Origin of the sequence: Streptomyces sp. NBC_00464 (assembly GCF_036013915.1) — a bacterium.
In the GTDB taxonomy this organism is placed as follows: domain Bacteria; phylum Actinomycetota; class Actinomycetes; order Streptomycetales; family Streptomycetaceae; genus Streptomyces.
The window spans coordinates 3,415,382-3,432,874 of sequence record NZ_CP107899.1 but is presented as its reverse complement, the minus strand read 5'-3'; the positions used below and the strand labels follow the sequence as shown (position 1 = coordinate 3,432,874).

Below are 17,493 nucleotides of genomic sequence, written 5' to 3'. Positions count from 1 at the left end.
TAACGAACGGCCGTGTTTTTATCCGGTGTTGGTTAATTTCATAGTGTTTCGGTGGTCATTGCGTTAGGGAAACGCCCGGTTACATTCCGAACCCGGAAGCTAAGCCTTTCAGCGCCGATGGTACTGCAGGGGGGACCCTGTGGGAGAGTAGGACGCCGCCGAACTCCTTTTGATAGTTAAGCCCCGTGCCCTTGTGGCACGGGGCTTTTCTGCGTTTACAGGGTCTTCAGCCTGCGGTGACCAAGTGGGTGTCGTACGCCAGGATGACTGCCTGTACTCGGTCTCTGGCTTCGGTCTTTGCGAGGATGCGCGAGACGTGGGTCTTCACGGTCGATTCGGCCAGGTGGAAGCGTTCGGCGATTTCCGTGTTGCTCCAGCCCTGGCCGATCACGGTGAGGATTTCGCGTTCCCGGTCGGTTAGCTTCGCGATACGGGCGTCCGGTGTTGCGGGTCCGCCGGGGGTGGCCGGCAAGTGCTGTACGTACGCGTCCAGGAGGCGGCGGGTCAGGCTCGGGGCGACCACCGCGTCGCCGCCGGCCACCGCGCGGATGCCGGAGAGGAGCTCCTCCGGCAGCGCGTCCTTGATCAGGAAGCCGCTGGCGCCGGCGCGCAGACCGTCGTACGCATAGCGGTCCAGGTCGAACGTGGTGACGATGAGGACGCGCGTACGGGAGCCGGTCCTGATGATGCGGCGCGTGGCCTCGATGCCGTCGAGCAGGGGCATGCGGATGTCCATCAGGGCGACGTCCGGCTGGTGCCGGGCGACGAGTTGGAGGGCTTCGTGGCCGTTGGCGGCCTCGCCGACGACTGTCATGTCGTCCTGGCTCTCCAGCAGCATGCGGAATCCGAAGCGTTGCATCGGCTGGTCGTCCGCGATGAGCACGGTCGTCACGAGGGGGAGTCCTCCAGGGGGAGTCGGAGCCGTACCTGCCAGCCGGGTTCCGAGGCTGTGGTGGCTGGTCGGCCCGCTTCGAGTGTGGCGTCGTACAGGGATGCGCGTTCACGCATGCCCGTGATGCCCTGGCCGGTGCTGTCGGGCGGGCCGGCGGTGGGGTGTGGGGGGCCGTTGTCCGTGATCAGGACCTCCAGCTCCGCCGGACCGTATGTCAGCGTGACCTCCGCCGCCAGAGCGGGGGCCGGTCCGGCGTGCTTCAGCGTGTTCGTCAGTGCCTCCTGCACCACCCGGTACACCGTCAGTTGACGCCCGGGGGTGGGTGGGACGGCCGGTGGTGTGCCGTGGAGGTGCAGGGTTACGGGGAGGCCTGCGCTGCGTACGCCTGCGATCAGGGCGTCCAGGTCGTCGAGGGTGGGCTGCGGGGTGCGGTCGGCCCGGTCCGGGTGGTCGCGCAGGACGCCCAGCAGGCGGCGGAGTTCGGCGAGGGCCTGGCGGCTGGTGGTGCCGATGGCGTCCAGGGCCTGGGTGGCCCGTTCGGGGTTCTTGGCCGCGGCGTAGGCGCCGCCGTCCGCGAGGCCCGTGATGACGGAGAGGTTGTGCCCGATGATGTCGTGCATCTCCCGGGCGATCCTGGTCCGTTCGGCTGCTGCCGCGAGTTGGGCCTGCTGGTCGCGTTCGAGTTCGAGCCGGTTGGCGCGGTCGACGAGGGCCTCCGTGTACTCCTTGCGCGTACGCACCACGATGCCGACCAGGGACGCGAACGCGAACGCGTACAGGTGAGGGATGAAGAGCCGGTTCCAGTCGTCCGGGAAGTGGGCCGAGCCGATCACGAGCGGGGCGAGGACGATGGCGCCCGACCCGGCCAGGGTGCGCATCGGCTGCCGTAGCGCGATGTTGAAGACGACGATCTCCTGGAGGAAGGCGGCCTGAATGACTGCCCCCGTCCACACGTTGACCAGGGAGAACGGCGCCATGAACACCAGCACGGCCAGCGGATGGGTGCGGCGCCACAGCAGCGGGGCGGAGAACGCCACGCTCATCCAGAACACCAGCGTTGCCGACACGTCCCGGTCGACGGCGACCGTGCGCCAGCCGCCGGACGAGACGTCGAGGACGGCGAACAGCACCCAGAACGTGGTGAGCAGACCGTCCCAGACGAGAGGCCGACGGCGGTCGGACGCGCGGACACACTGGAGCAGGCGCTGGATGTGACCGGTGAGGGGGGAGGCGCCGCCGGGCGGGCGGTGCGTGCCTTCGTCGTCGTCCGTCACTGGTTGGTCCGTCACTTGCCCATCCTCGCGTCCGGTCGCGTCCGCGTCATGCGTCGCGGCGTCGCAGGAGCTGGGCCGCTGCGATCAGTGTGGCCGCAGCCCACAGGACGAGGGCGAGCAGGGCTCCGCCGGTGGAGGCGGCGTCGGGGAGCGGTGTGGCGGAACCCAGTACGCCGGCCGCCTGGGTGGGGAAGTAGCGGACGGCGGTTTCGACGGCGTCGTACGGGAGCATGGTGAGCACCTCCGGCAGGACCATCACGCCTCCGATGAAGGCGCCGATCGCGCCCGGAACCGAGCGGAGCAGGGCGCCGAGGCCGAGGGCGATGAGGCTGAGGAGCGTGGCCCCGACGGCGTTGCCCGCGACGGCCCGGAGCACGCCGGGGTCGGTGAGGGAGGCGGCCTGGTCCGTGTCGTGGAGGAAGAACTGTGCGACGACGAACGTGAGCAGTGACGTGGCCAGCATGGTGCCGAGGACGGTGGCGGTGAAGACGGCCGCCTTGGCCCACAGGACCGGGAGCCGTCGTGGGACCGCGGTGAGCGAGGCGCGGATCATGCCGGAGGAGTACTCGCCCGCGGTGACGAGGATGCCGAGCACCACCGTGCACAGCGTGCCGAGCGTGGTGCCGTAGAGGACCAGGATGACGGTGTCGACGTCCGAGTCGCCGCCGTCGGACGTGTAGGTGGTGCCCATGACGATGCCGACGGCGAGGACCAGTGCGGCGGCGGAGCCCAGGGTGATCCAGCTGGAGCGCAGGGTGCGGAGCTTGTGCCACTCGGAGCGCAGTACCCGGGTGGGAGTGACGCGGTAGGGGCGCGGGGCGGGCGTTGGAGTGGGTGCCGTGGTGGTCATGCGAGGGCTCCGGTCGGTTCGGGGGTGGTGATCCGGTAGTCGACCGAGTCCTGGGTGAGGTCCATGAAGGCCATCTCCAGCGAGGCGGCGAGCGGGGTGAGTTCGTACAGGGGGATGGCGTGGGCGGCGGCGGTGCGGCCGATGTGGGCGGCGTCGGTGCCGCGGATCTCCAGTTGGTCGGGGCTGTCCGCGGTGGTGATGTCGATGCCGGGGCCGCGCAGGAGGTCGCGCAGGGCTGTGGCCCGCGGGGTGACGACCTTGACGGCGCCGCCGCCTGCCGTGGCGACGAAGTCGGCGACTGTGGTGTCGGCGAGAAGGCGGCCGCGTCCGATGATGACGAGGTGGTCGGCGGTCAGGGCCATCTCGCTCATCAGGTGTGAGGAGACGAGGACCGTGCGGCCCTGTGCGGCGAGGGATCTGAGCAGGTTACGGATCCAGAGCACGCCCTCCGGGTCGAGGCCGTTGACCGGCTCGTCGAGGATCAGGGTGGCCGGGTCGCCGAGCAGGGCCGCGGCGATACCGAGGCGCTGGCCCATGCCGAGCGAGAACCCCTTGACCCGCTTTCCGGCGACGGCGGTCAGGCCGGCCAGGCCGAGGACGTGTTCGACGCGGCTGCGCGGGATGCCGTGGGTGTGGGCGAGCGCCATCAGATGGTGGAAGGCGGTCCGTCCGGGATGGACGGAGCGGGCCTCCAGCAGCGCGCCGACTTCGGTGAGGGGTGCGCTGTGGGTGGCGTACGCGCGTCCGCCGACCGTGGAGCGGCCGCGGGTGGGTGCGTCCAGGCCGAGGAGCATGCGCATGGTCGTGGACTTTCCGGCGCCGTTCGGGCCGAGGAAGCCGGTGACTGTGCCGGGCCGGACCGTGAAGTCGAGGTCCTGGACGACGGTGGTGTCGCCGTACCGTTTGGTGAGTTCGTATGCCCTGATCATGCGGTCGACGCTACGGAGCGGGCGGGCGCCGGGCGTCGGACCGGGGGTGGGACGTGGCGGTGGACGTAGTACCGGGGTACGACGTTTCGGCGTCGGCCGAATTTGTTTGCACGGCCGTGGGCAGCAGGTCAGGATCGGTGCATGGACTACGTGATACGAGCCGTGCGTGCCGATGAGTGGCAGTCGGCGAAGGAACTCAGGCTGGTTGCGCTACAGGATCCGGCCGCTCCGGTGGCGTTTCTGGAGACGTACGAGCAGGGCCTGGAGCGCAGCGACGACTTCTGGCGGGAGCGGACGCTCGGCGCTTCGGAAGAAGGATCGGGCGGGGTGCGGCAGTTCGTCGCCGAGGCGCCCGACGGGAGCTGGGCGGGCACGGTGACCGTGCTGATCGAGCGGCCCGACGGGAGCGCGGTGTTCGGTGGGGCGCCCGTGGTCCACCAGGCCCATGTGGTCGGCGTGTTCGTGCGGCCCGAGGTGCGGGGCGGCGGGCTGGCCGAGGAGCTGTTCCGGGTGGGCATGGACTGGGCGTGGTCGCTGGGTGAGCCGCTGATCGAGCGCGTACGGCTGTATGTGCACGAGGACAATCCGCGGGCCGCGGCCCTGTACCGGCGGATCGGGTTCGTGCCGACCGGGGAGACCGTGCCGATGCCGGGTGATCCGACGGCCCGGGAGCTGGAGTACGCGGTGGCGCGTCCCTGAGGGGCGGCTGTGGTCAGAGCGTGGTCGGGGTGGGGAGCTGCTGGGTCCAGCGGGCGCGGGCCTGTTCGGGGGAGCGGAGGAGGGCGACGGTGGGCAGGCCCTGGTCCTCGCCGGTCGTCAGCAGCTCAGGCAGCCGGGGCAGTGGCGCCACGGCCGCGATGTCGTCGAGGACGAGCGTCATTGGTGGGTCGAGCCGACCGTCGGATGACCGTGCGGCCATGCGGCGGCCGTGCTCGACCACGTCTGCGGCGAGCGCGGTGAGCAGGGGCATCGCCCCGGGGCCCGAGCGCGGGTTCTCGATGGGTTCGCCGACCACGTAAAGGCTGCCCCCCTCGTCCGCAAAAGATTCCAGCGCGAGCGAATCGGCGCGGTTCGGTGTGCAGGCGTCCCGGATGTGGACCGAGGACAGGGCGCCGAAGGCCCGCACCGTCAGTTCCTGTGCCATCTCGCGGCGTTCGGGATAGCCGGTGAGCGCGGACTCCAGGAGTCCGGCGAGTCCTGAGGCTGCCTTGGGGTGCGTACGGAGCAGGCGCACCGGTTCGTGGGCGCTGCCGCCGAGGGCCCAGCGGTGGACCTGGCGGAAGGGGCGGCCGTCGATGGCGGCGGCGTGCAGCCAGCACTGCAGGAGGGTCTCCGCGGTGTCGGCCGTCGCCGCGTCGATGCGGGACTGCGGTCGTACGGGGGCGAGGAGTGCGGCGGAGCGGGCGGCCGCGCGGTCGGGCTGTTCGCAGCCGGCGGTGGGGGACCAGTGGAGCCGGGCCGGGGTGTCGCAGAGGTGGCCGGGGTCGTAGACGAGGACCGGGCCGAGCTTGGCGCGGGCGTCCTTCGTCTCGGCCCAGACGCTGGGGTCGGAGGTGACGACGAGCACGGGCCCGTCCGCCTCGCGGATGGCCTGGACGGCGGTGGGCCGGCGGGTGGCGGCGGGGCCGTAGACGACGAGGGGGGTGCGCGGGGAGGGGACGACGGGCGGGAGGGGGACGGGGACGGGGACGGGGACGGGGACGGGGACGGGGGAAGCCTGGGGGGTCTGGCGCGTCTGGGTATGGGGGGCGTCGGGCGGGGGTGCCTGTTCGGTGACCTGGTCGGAGACCGGTTCGTTGACCGGTTCGGGGGTGGGTTTCCGGTGGGCGGCCTGTTCCTCGTACGCGTACTCCTGCCGCGGTTCACCCCGCGGCTCCTCGTTCCGCTGCTCCAGGCGTTCGGCGCGTTGGCGTGCCCGTACGCCTCGCCAGCGGGCGACCACGCCCATCACGAACACCGTCAGTACCACCAGCACCATCAGTTCGCCGATGAACAGGCCCCAGAACAGCCCGTATCCGGAGAGCTCCCCGGCCGGGGTGACCGGCCAGGCGGCGGGCAGGTCGTGCGGGGCCTCCACCAGCCGGCGCATGGCCAGTGGGGTCTCGGCGAGGGTGACACCCTCCGGCCAGGCGCCGTGGGCGAGGAGCCCGGCCAGGCCGGTGGCCGTCCAGGCCAGCAGGGTCAGGCCGAGGAGGAAGAGCAGCAGACCGATCAGCAGCCCGTCGGGGATGCCTCCGCTGCCGTTCCCGTTGCCGTTGTCGCCGCCGTTCCCGTTGCGTACGTTGCCGCGCCCCGCACCCGCCATGTCATGCCACCGTTGACTCGGACGACTCGTTCAGCCGTTGCTGGTTCTCGATGCGTGCCGCGCGTTGCTCCGCCTCCAGCTCGGCGGCGCGTACGTCCTCGGGGAGCAGGTCGACGGCGGAGGACTCGGTCATGGCGCGGTCGGTGAAGACGAGGGGGCGTTCGGCCTCGGTGATCAGGTGTTTGACGACCTGTACGTTGCCGTTGACGTCCCAGACGGCGATGCCGGGGGTGAGCGTGGGGATGATCTCGACCGCCCATCGGGGCAGCCCGAGGACCCGGCCGGTCGCTCGGGCCTCGTCGGCCTTCTGGGCGTAGATCGTGCGGGTGGAGGCCATCTTCAGGATGGCCGCCGCTTCCCGTGCCGCGGCTCCGTCGACCACGTCGCTGAGGTGGTGGACGACGGCGACGAACGAGAGTCCGAGGCGGCGGCCGAACTTCAGCAGGCGCTGGAAGAGCTGGGCGACGAAGGGGGAGTTGATGATGTGCCAGGCCTCTTCCACCAGGAAGATGCGTTTCTTCCGGTCGGGCCTGATCCAGGTGTGTTCCAGCCAGACGCCGACGATCGCCATCAGGATCGGCATGGCGATCGAGTTGCGGTCGATGTGCGAGAGGTCGAAGACGATCAGCGGGGCGTCGAGGTCGATGCCTGCGGAGGTCGGTCCGTCGAACATGCCGCGCAGGTCGCCGTCGACGAGCCGGTCCAGGACGAGGGCGACGTCCAGGCCCCAGGCCCGTACGTCGTCTATGTCGACGTTCATCGCCTCGGCGGATTCGGGCTCCGGGTGGCGGAGCTGGTCGACGATGTCCATCAGTACCGGCTGGCGGTCGGTCGTCGTCTCGTTCACATAGGCGTGCGCGACCTTGAGTGCGAAGCCGGAGCGTTCGTCGAGGCCGTGGCCCATGGCGACTTCGATGATGGTGCGCAGCAGGGCGAGCTGGCCGGTGGTGGTGATCGCGGGGTCGAGCGGGTTGAGGCGGATGCCGCCGTTGAGCGCGGAGGTGGGGTCGAGGCGGATGGGGGTCAGGCCGAGTTCCTGGGCGATGAGGTTCCATTCGCCGACGCCGTCCTCGCCCTGGGCGTCCAGGACGACGACCTGGCGGTCGCGGAAGCGGAGCTGGCGCAGCACGTACGTCTTCTCCAGCGCGGACTTGCCGTTGCCGGACTCGCCGAGCACCAGCCAGTGCGGGGCGGGGAGCTGTTGCCCGTACAGCTGGAAGGGGTCGTAGATGTAGCCCTTGCCGGAGTACACCTCGCGGCCGATGATCACGCCGGAGTCGCCGAGGCCGGGGGCGGCGGTGGGCAGGTAGACCGCCTGGGCCTGTCCGGTCGAGGTGCGGACGGGCAGCCGGGTCGTCTCCACCTTCCCGAAGAGGAAGGCGGTGAAGGCGTCCGACAACGCGGACATCGGATCTCGCATGGCGTGACTGACCTCCCTCTCTGTGTCGCGGACTGGTGGGCTAGCGGCGGATGCCGGTGGCGAACGGCAGGGTGTTCACGAAGGCGCGGTGGTGCTCGCGGTCGCACCACTCCAGCTTCAGATACGACTTCCCTGCCGAGGCCCGGATCGTCCGCTTGTCGCGGGCGAGGGACTCGGGGGAACGCGACGACACGGTGATGTACCCCACGAGGTTCACCCCGGCCGCGCCGCTCGCGAGATCTTCACCCCGCTGGTCGAGCCGGCCGTAGGCGGCGGTGTCGCGGGGGTCGATGGTGCGGTTCATCTTGGCCTGGCGGCTGGCCTCGGCCTCGTCGTTGGTCTTCTCGGTGAGCATCCGCTCGATGGCGATCTCGGTGGGTTCGAGGTCCATGGTGACCGCGACCGTACGGATCACGTCGGGTGTGTGGACGAGGAGCGGGGCGAGGAAGTTGACGCCGACGGGTGTCATCGGCCACTCCTTCACCCAGGCCGTGGAGTGGCACCAGGGCGCGCGGGTGGAGGACTCGCGGGTCTTGGCCTGGAGGAACGTCGGCTCGACGGCGTCCAGTTCGGCCGGCCAGGCGTTGCGCTTCGTCATGGCCTGGATGTGGTCGATGGGGTGGTCGGGGTCGTACATCGAGTGGACCAGGGAGGCGAGCCGGCTCTGGCCGAGCGGCTGGCGGACCCGGATGTCGGCCTCGGCGAGGCGGGCGCAGATGTCGGTGAGCTCGCGGGCCATGACGACGGCGAGTCCGGCGTCCCGGTCGATCTTGCGGCCGGCGTGCGGGCGGGCGGCGCGGGCCATGGCGTGGGCCTCGGCGGCGAGCTCGCGGTTGAAGTGCATGCAGGCGACGAGGTAGGCGCGGTGCTGCTCGCTGGAGGTGGAGACCATGGACTGGAGCTGCTCGTACGACTCCTGCAGCCAGCCCGGGGAGGCCTTGTCGCCGCGCTGGGCGACGTCCTTGGCGTGGGCGTCGGGGTCGGCGGGCAGGGTGCGGGCCAGCATCTGGATGCGGGTCACGAAGCCGTCGCCGTTGGCGACGTGCTTGAGCAGGGTGCCGAAGCGGTCGACGAGCGCTTCCTGGTCCTCGCTGTCGCGCAGCCCGACGCCGGGCCCCTCGATCTCGATGGCCGCGGTGACGGTGCGGCGGTCGGCGTGCAGCAGTACGGCGATCTCGTCGGGCCCGAAGGGTGCGGCCAGCCAATTGATCCGGCCGATGCCGGGGGGTGGCCCGATCTCGACCTCACGCCCGTCGGAGCTGATGCCCGCCTCCATGGCGGTGGAGCGGTAGGACGTGCCGCGGCGCAGGGAGCGCTTGAAGCTGCGGTTGATCTCGAACCATTTGTAGAAGGTCCGGTGGTTGTACGGGACGTAGACGATCGCCAGGGCGAGCAGCGGGAAGCCGGTGAGCAGCACGATCCGCAGGGACAGGACCGGGACGAGCAGCCCGCTCATCATGCCGAGGAACGCGCCGCCGATGATCAGGGCGATCTCGCCCGTCTCGCGGTTCTTGCCGACGATCGCGTTCGGCCGGGCACGGCCGATGAGATACGTACGGCGGGGCGCGATCGGATGGGACTGCGTGCTCAACGCCCGCCACCTCCTGTGATCTTGTTACCTGAACTGCCTGATCCGCCTGATCCGCCTGATCCGCCGCGTGAGCCGCGGCTGCCGTGCGGGGTGCCGGACGTGGGGCCCGAACCGCTGCGGGGCGGAGGTGCGGCGGAGGGGACAGATCCGCCGCCGACCCCGCTCCCGGAGTTACGGGAGCTGTGTGCGGCGACTCCGCCGCTGGCCGGGTTGGCGGGCCGTCCGCCGCCGCTGTTGCCGCCGCCGCTGCCGTCCTGGCCGCCGCCGCGGCTGCTGTGGGTCTTGATGCCCTGCGAGACGAGAGCGGCGGGCGAGCTGATCATCGCGGCGGCCTGGGAGCCGTCGGTGGCCTGCTTGCGGTTGGTACGGGCGCCCTGGATCTCGTCGCCGAAGCCGGGGACGAAGCGGTAGATCATCCCGGAGGCGAAGATGGCGAGGAGGATGATGGCCAGTCCGGACACGACGGCCGAGAACGCGTCGGGCCCGTCGTCCGAGGACAGCGCGCCGGCCAGGCCGAGCACGATGACGATGACCGGCTTCACCATGATCACGGCGATCATGATGCCCGCCCAGCGGCGTACGTGCCCCCACATGTTCTTGTCGACGAGCCCCGCGTACACGGCGGTTCCGAGGAGGGCGCCGACGTAGAGCAGGGCGGCGCGGATCACGAGCTCCAGCCAGAGGATGCCCGCGGCGAGGATGGACACGAGCGAGACGACGATCAGCATGATCGGCCCGCCGCCGATGTCGGAGTCCTTCTTGAGCGCCTCGGCGAACGACCCGAAGAAGACGTCGGTCTGCCCGCCGGAGGACGAGGCGATGACCTCGGTGACGCCGTCGGTGGCGGACACGATCGTGTAGAGGATCAGCGGCGTGAAGGCCGAGGCGAGCACGGTGAGCCAGAGGAACCCGATGGCCTCGGAGATCGCGGTGGTCAACGGCACGCCACGGATCGCCCGCTTGGCGACGGCGAGGAGCCACAGGACGAGCGTCAGCACGGTGGAGGCGGCGAAGACGATCGCGTACTGCTGGAGGAAGCGGGTGTTGGTGAAGTCGACGTTGGCGGTGCTTTTGACGGCCTCGCTGAGCTTGCCCACGATCCACGCTGCGGCGTCGGCGCAGCCGCGGCCTAGGGAGGTGAGGGGGTCCTGGGCGGAGTCGACGCTGTTGGGGGGTGAGATTTTGGGGGCGGCTGCGTCGCCGTCCTCGCAGTACTGTTTGGCGGGGCCGATGAGCAGATCGCAGGCCTTGTTGCCTGGGCTCGACGACGGCGATGGGGACGGCGTGGGCGCGGCAACGGCACGTGCAGACAGAAGGACAACAGCTGTCTGTACCGCAACCAGAGTGGCAACGGCGGAGCGAACGCGGAGCCGAGGGCTACCTGGCATAAGTGAAGCCTCCGTATTCCTCGACAGCCTTACTGATCTCGTCAGAACTGGATGCCGCCACATCGCCGGGGACCGGGGCAGGCCCGTCCTTCTGCGTGTCGCTGACGGCCCTCCAGCCTTCGTCCGTCCATGCGAGTTCGACGGTCCAGGTCTTCCAGGAAGTGCGGACCGGGTCGGTGGACCCTGCACCGGACATACCGATCAACCCCGTGTACCAGACGGATACCTTGGCCGTATCTCCGCCGAAGGACTCCACCTTGGTTCCCACAGGGACCGTGCGCGATACGAACGTGCTGCCCTGTGGTGCGTTGCCATTGGCATCGAGACCGAGCTTCTGTAGGAAGTCGGAGGAGTAGGCGGCATCCTGCGGGTCTCTGAGCTTGCTCGCAGCCGCCGAGGTGTAGACGCTGTCCACGATCGCGTGACGGCTGTCCTTCGTGAACATCTCGACAGAGCCGAGCGCCACCGCGAAATTGGACGCCGCGCTCTGCGCCCCCTGCTCATCGTGCGCGAACCCCGATGGAATCTCGCCGTTCTTCCCCGTCACCGGCTTCGTCCCCGTGGCCGCAGTCGGCGCAGCCCCCGCCTTCTTGCCGTCGCTCCCCGACGCACCGTCCTTGCCGTTCCCGTCGTCCCCGCCCATGTTGGCGAAGGCGATGGCCGCGAGCAGCAGGACGATCACGCCCACGACCGTGACCAGTGAACGCGAGCTGCGGGCGGGGCGGCGGGGGCCGTAGCCGTCGCTGCCTTCGCCGTCGGGGAGGCGGGTGCGGGTCTGGCGTGTGCCGCCGATGGTGCTGTAGCCGTCGCCCGTACGCCCCGAGTCGTTGCCGTAGCCGTCGTCGTGACTCATGCCGCGTACGCCCCCTCAACCGTTGCCTGAACCGTGTCGTGGTACGACGGTAGCCGTGCTGGTTCTCGCGTGGACGCGGTGTGGTGAGTCGACATCAGGGGGACGCAACCTCTGCCGGTGGGCACGACGGACGGATGGTGAGGGCTGGGGCGGGACTGCCCCCGGGCGCGGGCTGACGGCTGGTTAGACGGCCATCCCGTAGACGATGGTGAACACGGTGCCCAGCGATCCGATGATGAACACACCGGTCAGGCCCGCGACGATCAGCCCCTTGCCCTGCTCCGCGCTGAACGTGTCGCGCAGGGCGGTCGCGCCGATGCGCTGTTTCGCCGCGCCCCAGACCGCGATGCCGAGGCAGAGCAGGATGGCGATCGCCATCACGACCTCGATCATTACGCGGGCCTCGTTGCCCAAGGTCCCGAACGGCCCCCAGTTCGGGGCGATTCCGCCGATGATGGTGGTGATGTCGCCCTTCTCAGCTGCCAGGATCATGTAAGTCACCGCCCCTGTTGGGTAGTTCGGTGCCCGCACCGCATGGCACGGGTCACCCTCTATCTTCGCTGATGAAACTGCTCTCGTACGACGACTTGACGGCTCTCTTTACCCGGATCTCGCACATATGACCGGTCTGACCGTCCTGACCTGCGGATCGAATCGGTGTGTGGGCGATTTGCGTCTGATTACTCTGTGTATCACGGAGGGTGACGCCGGGCAATGATCGCCATCGCGCCACCCTGGCCGAGACCTGCAAGGGGTGCCGAACCGCACCCATCAGGGGCGGTGGCGAGGAGGTCGGGGCGGTCGTCGGTCAGAGGAGCGGGTGGCGGGGGACCGGTGGCCGGGGCGGGGTTCGCCAGGCGGCCGGCGGCCGGAAATCGCACCAGGAGCCGTCGAAGGGGAAGGTTCCGGCCTCGGCGAGCCGGACCACCCTGTCGCCCTCGGTCCTGATGGCCACGGCCTCCTCGGCCGTCCAGTACGCGGGATGGCCCGTCTTCTCGGCGAAGGACTCCTCGTCCTTCCACTGCCACGTCCGGTCCGGCGCCACGTTGATGTCGAGTTCGTGGTCGGCGATGTCGATGTCGTCGCCGTGGTGGACCCGGCGCTCCAGATTCACGTACCAGCCGCCGAACTTCTGTCTGCGGCCGAAGAGCCACAGGACGGAGTGCGCGGCGCCGGTCGGCTGGTAGAAGAGGGCGTTGCCCATCGGCCACCGGCCGGCGACCACGGGGTAGCCGGCGGCTGGGCGCTCGTGCGGTGCGATGTCGCGCAGGTGGGTGGCGCCGCGTGGCAGAGCGGTGCACCACATCGGGGTGCCCGCCTCCATCCAGACGAGCTGGCCCTCGGGCGTACGTTCGACGAGTCGCACGGGTACGGAGGCGCTCAGGTGGCCGCCTATGAAGAAGTTCCAGTGCAGGATCCGGCCCGGCTCGTTGCTCCCGCGGTTGCTCGTGCCGATTCTCGAATCGGCTCCTGTGGTGCCGTTGCTCGCGTCGTCCCGCTTGCCCACTTTCATGCGATTGATCATGCCCGCGGTCAGGCCTTGGGACACGTGCCCGTCCGGCCGGCTCAGTGGCCGCCCCGGTTCTCCACGCACGGCCCCGTTCCCGGCTGGGGTTCGGCGTACGCGCCGTGCACCTGGATGGTCAGCTCCTGCTCCGTCACATGCCCGGACACGCAGACGTCCCCCGTGTGAACGCTGTAGAAGCTGTCCCAGATGAAGACGCCGTGCTCCTTCCCGCAGCCGAGGTGCGCCAGTGCCTTCGTGATCCGGTTCTCACTGACGTCGCCCTCCTTCCGGGCCTTCTCCAGCTCGGACTCGATGAGCGCGGCCGACGCCTCGCCCATGGCGCGCTTGGCCGGGCTGAGTTCGGCCGCCATGCGGTAGGCGTGGTTGTCGGCGTAATTGGGGGGCTGGTCGTCGTTGGTCCCCTGTTGCGGCGTTGCGGTCGTGCTCGCGGTGGGCGATGAGGAGGCCGGGGTCGGGGGAGCCTCGGCGGGCTGGGCACACTTCGGCCGAGGCGTGAACGACGGCCGGGGGATGGCCGACTGGGCCTGCTGCTGCCCGGCGTGTTCGGTTCCGCACGCGGTCACGGTGAGCGCGAGGAGGGCGGCTGCTGCGGCTGATTGACTGAGACGCGTGGTGAGGGACATGACATGAGTCTCCCGGACCGGCCCGCCGTGCGGGGCCCTACGCGTCCTTGCCGCGGCGGCCCGTGGCGGAGCCGAAGCCCAGCCAGGTGTGGCGGTTTCCGGCCCAGCACCAGCCTGCCTTCGGGGCGTTGCGCCGCTCGCGGCCGTCCCGCCCGGTGCCGTTGCTGATCCAGAGCGCCGGTGTGCGGGAGTCCAGGGTGCCGTTGGGCTTGCGCAGCCGGGAGCCGATGGTCATGAAGCAGTGGTTGCGCTCCAGGGCGGCGGGCTGTTGCAGCACCCAGTGGATGCCCTCGGTGAGCAGCAGTGGGGTGCGGCCCTGCTCGGTGAGGGCGGGCAGTGCCTCGTCCGGGCTCCAGTTGGCCATGTGGTCGCCGCGGTCGATGTCGCTGAGAACGTAGAGCTGTGCGTCGGGGACCGCGACGGTGTCGAGCGGGGTGAAGAGGTCGACGTCCGGCATGTCGACGACGATGAAGCCCGGTTTGTCCTCGCGGCGGAGCAGCGGGGCGAGGGCGGAGGCGGGGGCCCGGTCCGGGTGGACGGCGAGTAGACCGGTCTTGCCGTCGCCGTTGGCCCCGGCCGCTTTGGCGAAGTTGCGGATCTCGGCAGCCGACAGGCCGGCGATCTCGTGCACCCCGAGCCCGATCAGTGTCTCGGCCTGCGTGCTCAGGGGCGGAAGCGTGGGGAGGGGAGCGGTGGTTACGGGAGTGGGTTCGGGCACGGTGCTCCTCGGGCGGCTGCGGGTGACGTTGGACGGCCGCAGGCGTAACGAGGGGGGCGTGTCGGAACGTTCCCTGCGTGCGGGAAGGTCCACCGTCCTGACATCGGCGTCGTTCTCCGAGCCGGTTCTCATCACCACCTCCGGCGGGGTTCCCTTCCGATGTCGGCCTCAACTCCCTTAATTGCAAGGCTAGATGGCGATACGGTTGATGAATGTCGAACACGGATACCAGTGCGTCTGACGGCCGGCCGGACCCGGATTCGGTGTTCGCTGCTCCCCTCGGCAAGTGGCAGCGAACTGCCGCCGCGACCATCGGCCTCCTGTTGACAGTGGGCGGTGCCGTCTCGGTCTTTCGCGGCAAGAGCCAGGCGGGGAGCGTGGCGCTCCTGCTCGGCGGACTCGCGTTCCTGCTCATCGCGGTCATCGGACAGTCCGTGCACCGTGTGAGGTTCAAGGAAATGGAGCTGTTCTTCGGTATCCGCCAGCGCGAGCAGGCGAGCGACCTGGCCAGCCGACTGCCTCACAGTGAGGCCATCCGCCTCATGCGACACCTCCAGGAGACCACCAGTGGCACCTCCTACGTCGAGCACCTGCTGGCACTCGTCGATTCGCTGCTTTTCGAGGCGCGCGTCCGGGACGCTGTCACCGAGTCCCTCGGCGAATCGGAGCGTGCCGAGGTGCACCCCGAGGCGGACATCGGAGAGCCGCTGCTCCATGTCGTGCGACCGGACGGCGCGAGGCTGGGCGTCTTCGCGATGTTCGCCCCGAGCGAGAGCGGGACTCTGCCGACGGAGTTCGACGACGATTTCATGGAGGTTCTCCCGACGACCGGCTGCGACGCCGTCATCCTGATCACCTGTGTGCGGGACAGCGGCTACCTCGCGGCACTCGCGGAGCGGATCCGGCAGGAAGCGGGTCTGCCCGTGGCGATAGAGAGCTGGAGGCCGAAGGGCGAGGCCCGTTCGCTGAGGCCGTCCATCGACCACCTCGGCGACGAGATTCGTGCCACGGACGCTCTGCCGCCGACGCAGTCCCGGACGGCTCTGGGGCCTGGCGCCCAACCCTGAGAGAGCCGGTGGTCAGAGCCCGGCGAAGTGGTCGAACTCGCCTGCCCTGACACCCTTCGCGAAGGCCTCCCACTTGGTGCGGGTGGTCGTGACGACGTTCCCGGGGTCGCTGGTCTCGCGCAGGTGCACGAGGTCGTCGCCCTCGCCGAAGGCGATCTCGATCCAGGGGCCGGGTCCGGGTTCGTCCTCGGGGGCGGCGCGGATCCAGGTGAGCGTTGCGGGGGCGTCGTCAGCCATGAGGGTGGTCCTCCTTGAGGGTGCGGAGGAGGGCGCGGAGGGCGGTGGGGGTGGTGCGGAGTATCGCGCCGGTGGGGTCGCCCGATTCGGTCAGACCTATCGATCCGCTTCGGTCGGTGCCCACGTGAACGCAGGCTTCGCCCTGTGCGCAGTACGACGACTTCTGCCAGGTGTGCGGTGACATCGCGGTTCCTTTCAGAGGCCCTGGGCGACCTTGTGGATGAGTTCCTGGGACCTTTCGGCGTTCAAGGATGCCGCTTCCAGCCGTTCCAGCAGCAGACGGTACTGGGCGAGTTGGGCTTCCGCGTCGATGAAGACCGGACCGTGTGACTGGTCGAGCTGCGCGGTGTCGAGTGCGGGTACCGGACCTTGCACGTAGTACAGGGACTGTCCCGAGCCCGGATAGTAGGTGGCCTCGAACGGGATCACGCGGATGGATGCGTGAGGGAGCTCGCTCACCTTGAGCAGGTGCTCCAGTTGGCCCCGGGCGACCTCCGCGCCACCGAACCTCATGCGGAGTGCGGCCTCGTGGATGACGGCCCGATAGGGCGAGGGGTTCGGGCGGTAGAGCACAGCCTGGCGCTTGATCCGGTACGAGACCCGGTGCTCGATCTCCGGCGGTGGTAGCTCCGGGACGGCTTGCCGATAGATCTCGCGCGCGTGATCGACGGTCTGGAGCAGGCCGGGGATGTGGATGCTGTGGGCCGCGTGCAGGCTCGTCCCGTGGTGCTCGATCTCGGCCAGGTCGAGCAGCTTGGGCGGCAGGATCTCGCGGTACTCCTCCCACCAGCCGCGCTTGCGGTCGGCCGTCATGGACACGAGCGCCTCGACCAGCTCCTGGTCTGCGCAGGAGTACGTGTGGGCCGCGACGCGTACGCGATCGGCGCTCACTCCGAAGCGCGCCACTTCCATGTTGCTGAGCTGGCCCGAGCTCGTGCCCAGGAGGTCGGCCGCCTGCGTGGTGGTCATGCCGGCGCGTTCCCGCAGCTTGCGCAGTTCGGCGCCGAGCCGTGAGCGGCGCGCGGTGGGGGCGGGCCTGCCTGCCATCTCGAACTCCCCTTGCAATACGTCCCGTTGATTGGTCACTCACACGAGTGGTTCCGCGCAAGGATTCCGGTTCTGCGGTGAAAGGAATCTTTGCGTGCACCTAGTCTCGGCGTCAGGCCACCCGCCCGGAAGCACCCCGCTCGACGGAGCGGCCTCGTCACCGGGCAACTCGAAGCGCATCCTCAACCTCCCTCCGTGAACGGAGACTTCCATGGTCAGCACCACCGTAGCGCCGCCCTGGACGTACACCCTCCAACTCCCGCAGGATCCCCGGGCCCCCGGCGTCGCCCGCGCCACCCTCCGTAACGTGCTCCGCGCCCACGGCATGTCCGAACTCATCGAGACCGCCGAACTCCTGGCGAGCGAACTCGTCACCAACGCCTATCAGCACTCCTCGGGCCCGTACTCCCTCCGCATGCGCGACGCCGGCCGCAACCGGATCCGGCTCGGCGTCTGGGACACCGCACCGCACATCCCCGCCCCCTTCCGCTGGACCGCCGAAGCGCCGCAGGAACTCGCCCAACGCGGGCGCGGGTTGTACCTCGTCACGCTCTACGCGGAGAGCTGGGGCGGCTATCCGATGCGCGGCGGACTTCCCGGGCAGGGCGGGAAGCTGCTCTGGGTCGAATGCGTTGCCAAGCCCGATTGTCAGTGGGGTGACCTATCGTGACTGTGTGTAGTGAACGTGTCGGTTTCCTGGCATCCGGGGGCGTGATGTCCGAAGCGTATGAGTACCTCTCGCAGTACGGTGAGACAGCCGCCGAGCGCGGT

At 69.7% G+C, this 17,493-nt stretch carries 19 protein-coding genes and 1 rRNA gene; 4 read left to right on the top strand and 16 right to left on the bottom strand.

Translation table 11 applies throughout. The annotated features are described in order from the left end of the window. Positions 1-47 precede the first annotated feature (47 nt). Positions 48-164 (top strand): 5S ribosomal RNA (rrf, locus tag OG912_RS15345). A gap of 62 nt (positions 165-226) precedes the next feature. Here rrf and OG912_RS15340 read toward each other — a convergent pair. Genes OG912_RS15340 through OG912_RS15325 form a run of 4 tightly spaced genes read right to left on the bottom strand, consistent with a single transcriptional unit; the run spans position 227 to position 3,945 of the window. Continuing rightward, a complete protein-coding gene (locus OG912_RS15340) occupies positions 227-892 on the bottom strand; it encodes a response regulator transcription factor (RefSeq protein ID WP_327709827.1) in 666 nt (221 codons plus the stop codon). Further along, positions 889-2,181 (bottom strand): sensor histidine kinase, encoded by a 1,293-nt coding sequence (locus tag OG912_RS15335; protein WP_327709826.1) that lies wholly within the window; start codon positions 2,179-2,181, stop codon positions 889-891. Before OG912_RS15335 ends, OG912_RS15340 begins: the two co-directional genes overlap by 4 nt. A 31-nt stretch (positions 2,182-2,212) precedes the next feature. After that, positions 2,213-3,016, bottom strand: a complete 804-nt coding sequence (locus tag OG912_RS15330; protein ID WP_327709825.1) for an ABC transporter permease — start codon at positions 3,014-3,016, stop codon at positions 2,213-2,215. Next, positions 3,013-3,945 (bottom strand): ABC transporter ATP-binding protein, encoded by a 933-nt coding sequence (locus OG912_RS15325; protein WP_327709823.1) that lies wholly within the window; start codon positions 3,943-3,945, stop codon positions 3,013-3,015. The genes OG912_RS15330 and OG912_RS15325 overlap by 4 nt, the downstream gene beginning before the upstream one ends. Before the next feature lie 141 nt (positions 3,946-4,086). Between OG912_RS15325 and OG912_RS15320 the strand changes: the two genes are divergently transcribed. Next, positions 4,087-4,644, top strand: coding sequence for a GNAT family N-acetyltransferase (locus OG912_RS15320; protein ID WP_327709822.1), 558 nt, complete (start codon positions 4,087-4,089; stop codon positions 4,642-4,644). A 13-nt stretch (positions 4,645-4,657) separates the two neighbouring features. Here OG912_RS15320 and OG912_RS15315 read toward each other — a convergent pair whose 3' ends face one another. The 9 genes from OG912_RS15315 to OG912_RS15275 all read right to left on the bottom strand — a co-directional run bounded on the left by OG912_RS15315 (position 4,658) and on the right by OG912_RS15275 (position 14,371). After that, on the bottom strand, positions 4,658-6,250 hold the full coding sequence (locus OG912_RS15315; protein ID WP_327709821.1) for a type IV secretory system conjugative DNA transfer family protein: 1,593 nt from the start codon (positions 6,248-6,250) through the stop codon (positions 4,658-4,660). A gap of 1 nt (position 6,251) precedes the next feature. Further along, a complete protein-coding gene (locus tag OG912_RS15310) occupies positions 6,252-7,670 on the bottom strand; it encodes an ATP-binding protein (protein WP_326737585.1) in 1,419 nt (472 codons plus the stop codon). Between the two features lie 40 nt (positions 7,671-7,710). Continuing rightward, complete coding sequence (locus tag OG912_RS15305; protein ID WP_327709820.1) at positions 7,711-9,261, bottom strand: SCO6880 family protein; 1,551 nt, start codon at positions 9,259-9,261, stop codon at positions 7,711-7,713. Continuing rightward, a complete protein-coding gene (locus tag OG912_RS15300; RefSeq protein WP_327709818.1) occupies positions 9,258-10,649 on the bottom strand; it encodes a hypothetical protein in 1,392 nt (463 codons plus the stop codon). Before OG912_RS15300 ends, OG912_RS15305 begins: the two co-directional genes overlap by 4 nt. Then, the gene (locus OG912_RS15295) at positions 10,639-11,502 is read right to left on the bottom strand and encodes a hypothetical protein (protein ID WP_327709816.1); all 864 of its coding nucleotides are present in this window, start codon (positions 11,500-11,502) and stop codon (positions 10,639-10,641) included. Before OG912_RS15295 ends, OG912_RS15300 begins: the two co-directional genes overlap by 11 nt. A gap of 183 nt (positions 11,503-11,685) precedes the next feature. Continuing rightward, positions 11,686-11,994, bottom strand: a complete 309-nt coding sequence (locus tag OG912_RS15290) for a hypothetical protein (protein ID WP_072489575.1) — start codon at positions 11,992-11,994, stop codon at positions 11,686-11,688. Between the two features lie 316 nt (positions 11,995-12,310). Continuing rightward, the gene (locus OG912_RS15285) at positions 12,311-13,015 is read right to left on the bottom strand and encodes a DUF402 domain-containing protein (RefSeq protein ID WP_327709815.1); all 705 of its coding nucleotides are present in this window, start codon (positions 13,013-13,015) and stop codon (positions 12,311-12,313) included. A 53-nt stretch (positions 13,016-13,068) separates the two neighbouring features. Beyond that, positions 13,069-13,653, bottom strand: a complete 585-nt coding sequence (locus OG912_RS15280) for a hypothetical protein (protein ID WP_327709814.1) — start codon at positions 13,651-13,653, stop codon at positions 13,069-13,071. A gap of 37 nt (positions 13,654-13,690) precedes the next feature. After that, the gene (locus OG912_RS15275; RefSeq protein ID WP_327709813.1) at positions 13,691-14,371 is read right to left on the bottom strand and encodes a DUF5701 family protein; all 681 of its coding nucleotides are present in this window, start codon (positions 14,369-14,371) and stop codon (positions 13,691-13,693) included. A 212-nt stretch (positions 14,372-14,583) separates the two neighbouring features. Between OG912_RS15275 and OG912_RS15270 the strand changes: the two genes are divergently transcribed. After that, on the top strand, positions 14,584-15,438 hold the full coding sequence (locus OG912_RS15270; RefSeq protein WP_327709812.1) for a hypothetical protein: 855 nt from the start codon (positions 14,584-14,586) through the stop codon (positions 15,436-15,438). Between the two features lie 12 nt (positions 15,439-15,450). Here the strand turns inward: OG912_RS15270 and OG912_RS15265 are convergent, their stop codons facing one another. Genes OG912_RS15265 through OG912_RS15255 form a run of 3 tightly spaced genes read right to left on the bottom strand, consistent with a single transcriptional unit; the run spans position 15,451 to position 16,722 of the window. Continuing rightward, positions 15,451-15,675 (bottom strand): DUF397 domain-containing protein, encoded by a 225-nt coding sequence (locus OG912_RS15265; RefSeq protein ID WP_327709811.1) that lies wholly within the window; start codon positions 15,673-15,675, stop codon positions 15,451-15,453. Then, positions 15,668-15,859 (bottom strand): DUF397 domain-containing protein, encoded by a 192-nt coding sequence (locus tag OG912_RS15260; RefSeq protein WP_327709810.1) that lies wholly within the window; start codon positions 15,857-15,859, stop codon positions 15,668-15,670. Before OG912_RS15260 ends, OG912_RS15265 begins: the two co-directional genes overlap by 8 nt. An 11-nt stretch (positions 15,860-15,870) precedes the next feature. Beyond that, positions 15,871-16,722, bottom strand: coding sequence for a Scr1 family TA system antitoxin-like transcriptional regulator (locus OG912_RS15255; RefSeq protein WP_327709808.1), 852 nt, complete (start codon positions 16,720-16,722; stop codon positions 15,871-15,873). 211 nt (positions 16,723-16,933) lie between these two features. Between OG912_RS15255 and OG912_RS15250 the strand changes: the two genes are divergently transcribed. Further along, complete coding sequence (locus tag OG912_RS15250; RefSeq protein WP_327709806.1) at positions 16,934-17,392, top strand: ATP-binding protein; 459 nt, start codon at positions 16,934-16,936, stop codon at positions 17,390-17,392. The last annotated feature ends 101 nt before the right edge of the window (positions 17,393-17,493 follow it).